At 75.9% G+C, this 4,212-nt stretch carries 5 protein-coding genes; 3 read left to right on the forward strand and 2 right to left on the reverse strand.

What is annotated here, in order from left to right; genetic code table 11:
* The first annotated feature begins 87 nt into the window (after window positions 1–87).
* Window positions 88–975 (forward strand): DUF4394 domain-containing protein, encoded by an 888-nt coding sequence (locus tag ACFWOG_RS29500; RefSeq protein ID WP_329951198.1) that lies wholly within the window; start codon window positions 88–90, stop codon window positions 973–975.
* Window positions 976–1,158: 183 nt separating this feature from the next.
* On the opposite strand, the gene ACFWOG_RS29505 is transcribed toward ACFWOG_RS29500, so the two are convergent.
* Both ACFWOG_RS29505 and sigK read right to left on the reverse strand, forming a co-directional pair.
* A complete protein-coding gene (locus tag ACFWOG_RS29505; RefSeq protein WP_380361874.1) occupies window positions 1,159–1,941 on the reverse strand; it encodes an anti-sigma factor domain-containing protein in 783 nt (260 codons plus the stop codon).
* Complete coding sequence (gene sigK / locus ACFWOG_RS29510) at window positions 1,938–2,522, reverse strand: ECF RNA polymerase sigma factor SigK (RefSeq protein ID WP_329951199.1); 585 nt, start codon at window positions 2,520–2,522, stop codon at window positions 1,938–1,940. The genes ACFWOG_RS29505 and sigK overlap by 4 nt, the downstream gene beginning before the upstream one ends.
* A gap of 471 nt (window positions 2,523–2,993) precedes the next feature.
* On the opposite strand from sigK, the gene ACFWOG_RS29515 reads away from it, so the two are divergent.
* Together ACFWOG_RS29515 and ACFWOG_RS29520 are read left to right on the forward strand one after the other, a co-directional pair.
* Entirely contained in the window at window positions 2,994–3,407 is a 414-nt protein-coding gene (locus ACFWOG_RS29515; protein ID WP_329881364.1) for a hypothetical protein, read from the forward strand.
* Between the two features lie 271 nt (window positions 3,408–3,678).
* On the forward strand, window positions 3,679–4,134 hold the full coding sequence (locus tag ACFWOG_RS29520; RefSeq protein WP_329951200.1) for an ATP-binding protein: 456 nt from the start codon (window positions 3,679–3,681) through the stop codon (window positions 4,132–4,134).
* Window positions 4,135–4,212: the final 78 nt, after the last annotated feature.

A 4,212-nucleotide genomic window follows, 5' to 3' on the forward strand; every position in this document is an offset into this window, starting at 1 on the left:
GGGGGGGGGGGGGCGCGCCCCGGGGTGTGGGTGGGGGGGGGGGGGCCCCCCCCGGGGGGCCCCCCCCACCCACCGGAGGAAGCACCCATGCGCAACCGTCTGGCGGCAGCCGTCGCCACCGCCCTCACCGCCGCCTCGCTCGGCCTGACCTTCGCCCCCGGCGCCACCGCGCTGACCCCCGCCGACGCCAAGGGCGGGGAGAGACTCCACGCCATCGGCCTCACCGCCGACCAGACACTCGTGGACTTCCCGGTCACCCACCCCGACCGGGTCCGCACCGTCGGGGCGGTCACCGGTCTCACGGGCGACGCGAGGATCGTCGGCATCGACTACCGCGTGCAGAACGGCCTGCTCTACGGGGTCGGTGACCAGGGCGGCATCTACACCCTCGACGACACCAGCGGCTGCGCCACCAAGGTCTCCCAGCTGACCGTCCCGCTCCAGGGCGCCTTCTTCGGAGTGGACTTCAACCCCGCCGCCAACCGGCTGCGGGTCATCTCGGACACCGGCCAGAACCTGCGGCACAACCTCGACGACCCGGCGGGCACCCCGGCGGCCGGCACCACCGTCGCCGACGGCACGCTGACCAACCCGGCCGTCCCCCCGGCGACCACCGGCACCACCGCGCTCGGCGTCACCGCGGCGGCCTACACCAATAACGACCTCGACCCGGCCACCGCCACCACGCTCTTCGACCTCGACACCACCCTCAACCGGACGGTCCTGCAGTCGCCGGCCAACGCCGGGACCCTCGCCCCGACCGGTGCGCTGGGCGTCGACCCCGCCGTCGACGCGGGCTTCGACATCTACTACTCGACCGGGCAGGGCACCAACCACGGCTACGCCGCGCTCGAGGTCGGCGGCACCCGGTCGCTCTACCGGGTCGACGTCCTGACCGGACGGGCCACCGCGCTCGGTGCGTTCGCGGCCGGCTCGGCCGTCACGGACCTGGCCCTGCCGATCGCCCAGGACTGACCTCCGCCCACGGGTGACGCCGACGGGTGACGCCTGACGGGTGACGGGTGCGACGACGGCACGGTCGACGTACGCGTCACCCGTCGAACACCGGCGAGGACAGGTGTGTGAAGGACGGGGGGAGAGAAGGCCGTCACGGTGGCGCGACCGGCTCCCGGCCCCGGCGCGCGGCGCCCGCGGCGGTCAGGCGAGGCGGACGACGAGCAGGGGGTCGGTGGTCGGTGCGGGGGAGCCGCCGAGGGGTTCCGCCGTGACGGCGACGGCCTTCGCGCCGTCCAGCGGACCGGAGAGCACCACGGTGCCGCGGGACTGCGGGAGCAGGCCGGCCGGCCGCGGTTCGTCGTCGACGTACCAGAGTTCGTAGACGCGATCGGGCGGGAGGGGGGCCAGCCCCGTGGTGAGGAAGGCGGCCTGGTTGCGGTCCGCGGACCAGACGACGGTGCCGCTCCCCTCGTCGGAGCCGGTGGTGCTGCTGCGGGCGTCGGGGGCGGTGACCAGCGCGGCGACCTCCTGGAGTTCGGTCCGCTGGTGTGCGGCGGCCGTGCGGGCCCGTTCGGCCTGGTCGTGCTGCTGCACGGCGACCCCGCCGAGGGTGGCGGTGAGCGCGAGGCAGGCGGCCAGGACGAGCTCGCGCGCGCGGCGGCGCGGGCGGCGGGGCGCCGGTACGGACGGGGCCGGTTCGTGGCCCGGCTCCGGGGGTGCCGGTGGACGCGGGTCCGGGGTGCGGCGCGCCGGAGGGAGTTGGCGGATCCCGGTGACGGCGGTCATCGCGCGCGCCTCCATGCCGTCCGGCAGCGGCACGGCGTCGGCGGCGGCGAACCGGGCCAGGGTGTCGGCGAACTCCGCGGCCTCCTGGACGCAGGACGGGCAGGCGGCCAGGTGCGTCTCGAAGAGCGCGGCCTCGGCGGGTTCGAGGGCGTGGAGGGCGTGGGCGCCCCCGAGGGTGTGGGAGTCGTGCGCGGTCATGAGCCGGCCCCCAGACAGTCGCGCAGGCGGACGAGTCCGTCGCGCATCCGGGTCTTGACGGTGCTCAGCGGGGCTTCGAGGAGGTCGGCGACCTCCGGGTAGGTCAGCCCGCGGTAGTAGGCCAGGACGAGTGACTGGCGCTGGAGTTCGGTGAGCCGGCCCAGGCAGCGGCGCACGCGCTCACGCTCCAGCCGGTTCTCGATCTGCTCCGCGACCTCGTCGAAGGCGCGTTCCTGGAGGTGGGCGGCGGCCTTCTCCTCGCGTGAGGCCTCGGCCTGGGAGCGCCGGACGCGGTCGACGGCGCGGTGGTGGGCCATGGTCATCACCCAGGCCAGGACGCCGCCGCGGTCGGGGCGGTAGCGGGCGGCGGAGCGCCAGACCTCCAGCATCACCTCCTGCGCGACCTCCTCGGACTGGGCCGGATCGCGCAGGACGCGGCGCACCATGCCGAGGACCTGGCCGGCCAGGGCCCGGTAGAGCGTGCGGTAGGCGTCGTGGTCGCCGACGGCGGTGCGGGCCACCAGCTCCCGCAGTCGCCGGTCCGCGGCGGTGGGGCCGGGCAGTGCTAGCGGCTCGGACACCGTGGCTCCCTTCGTCGCCGGAGCCGGGGCGGCACGGACGGCGCCCGGGTACGGCTGCGTCCGTGCCGTCGCTCACCCCGGCGGTTCCGACTCGCACGGCCCGGCGAACGGTCGCACGCCGGGCGCGGGGGCTCTCACGCGCGCCCGCACTGGTGATTCGTGACCGACGGGCCCCGCGGACTGGTCTCCCGGCAGGAATCACCCGGGCGGGTCGACCGCGGGTCGCCGCAGCCGGGTGCGGGGTGCGGGGGCGGGCAGCGGGGTCCCCTGTCCGCCGGGCGGGTCGCCAGTGCTTCCTTTACCGGTGAAAAGTAGAACATTCCCCCACAATTTATGCCCGCGTGACCCGTCCGGCGCCCGGTCCCGTGCGAATCAGTGGCAGAGAACAAGTTCCGGCGTCCGCCCGTCAGAGCACCCGAACAGTGCGGCGGGAAGGGCCGGATGACATCGGATCAGGAAGGAGGACGGGCCATGCGCGCAACACGGACCAGGAAGTCGCTGGCCGTCGCCGCCACCTGCGTGATGCTCGGCGGCGGCGCAGCGGTCGCCACGTCCGCCGGCGCGGCCTCGGCCGCCTCGGCGAGTACCGTCCGGACGACCGACCACGGAGACCGGCAGCACCAGGACCACCGGCAGCACCAGGATCACCGGCAGTGCCGCTGGTACCCGGCGCACTGGGAGAACAAGCTGGTGCCCGGCCACTCGGAGCCGGTCCGGCAGTCCGGCCACTGGCACAACGAGTGGCATCCGGGCTGGTGGGACAACCACCACCACTGGCACGACGGCTCCTGGCACAAGGTGTGGCACAAGGCCGGTTGGGAGAACAAGTGGACCCCGGCGCACTGGGAGCGCGTCTGGGTGTCCGCCGGCTGGCACTGCCGCTGAACGGCACCGCCGTCTACACCGCCGTACGACACCGCCGTCGGCTGCCGTCAGGCCGCCGCAGGCCCCGCCACCAGGTCCTCGCCACCGGGCCCGCCGGCCGTGCACCGTGTCCCCGCGGCGTACGGTCGGCGACGGGTCGGACGGGCGGTCGGGGCGTCGCCCCGCCCCCGTTCCGGTCCCCGCGCCCGTTCCCGCCGCCGGACCCGGACCCCTCACCTCCGGACCACCGGCCGGGCCGCCGCCCGGCCGGCTCCCGAAAGGCCGTCAGGCCATGGACACCGTCGCACCCCTGTCCGCCCCCGCCCGGATCCCGCCGCCGGCGTGGACCGATTCCTTCCCCGGCCGGCCCTCCGGCGTCGCGGAGGTCCGCGCGCAGGCCCGGGCCTTCCTCGCCCGCAGCCGCGTCCCGCCCGCGCTGTACGAGGACACCCTGCTGGTCGTCAGCGAACTCGTCACCAACGCCGTCCGTCACACCGGCGGCCCCGGGAACGTCCGCCTGAGCAGCGACGCTTCGGGGATCGCCGTCACCGTGAGTGACACCAGCCGCCTCCTGCCCCTGCCGCGACCGGCGGAACCGGGCGTCGCCACGAGCGGTCTCGGACTGGGCCTGGTCGCGGCCCTCTGCGACTGCCTCTACACCACCCTCGGCCCCGGCGGCGGCAAGACCGTGCACGCGCACCTGCCGGCCCCGGTCGCGGGGCCCGCCGGGCCCGGCGCCCGGACGTGACCTCCGCACGGAGCGCTGCGCCCCGTCGGCCCCGCCGCAAGCACGGCGCCCCCGGGCCGCCACCACGCGGTGGCGGCC

This window comes from Kitasatospora sp. NPDC058406 (genome assembly GCF_042722765.1).
Lineage (GTDB): Bacteria > Actinomycetota > Actinomycetes > Streptomycetales > Streptomycetaceae > Kitasatospora.

Bases quoted from the DNA above. Each gene is read 5' to 3' on its own strand.
- ACFWOG_RS29500 (WP_329951198.1), top strand. From the start codon at position 88: ATGCGCAACCGTCTGGCGGCAGCCGTCGCCACCGCCCTCACCGCCGCC.
- ACFWOG_RS29505 (WP_380361874.1), bottom strand. From the start codon at position 1,941: ATGACCGCGCACGACTCCCACACCCTCGGGGGCGCCCACGCCCTCCAC.
- ACFWOG_RS29515 (WP_329881364.1), top strand. From the start codon at position 2,994: ATGCGCGCAACACGGACCAGGAAGTCGCTGGCCGTCGCCGCCACCTGC.
- ACFWOG_RS29520 (WP_329951200.1), top strand. From the start codon at position 3,679: ATGGACACCGTCGCACCCCTGTCCGCCCCCGCCCGGATCCCGCCGCCG.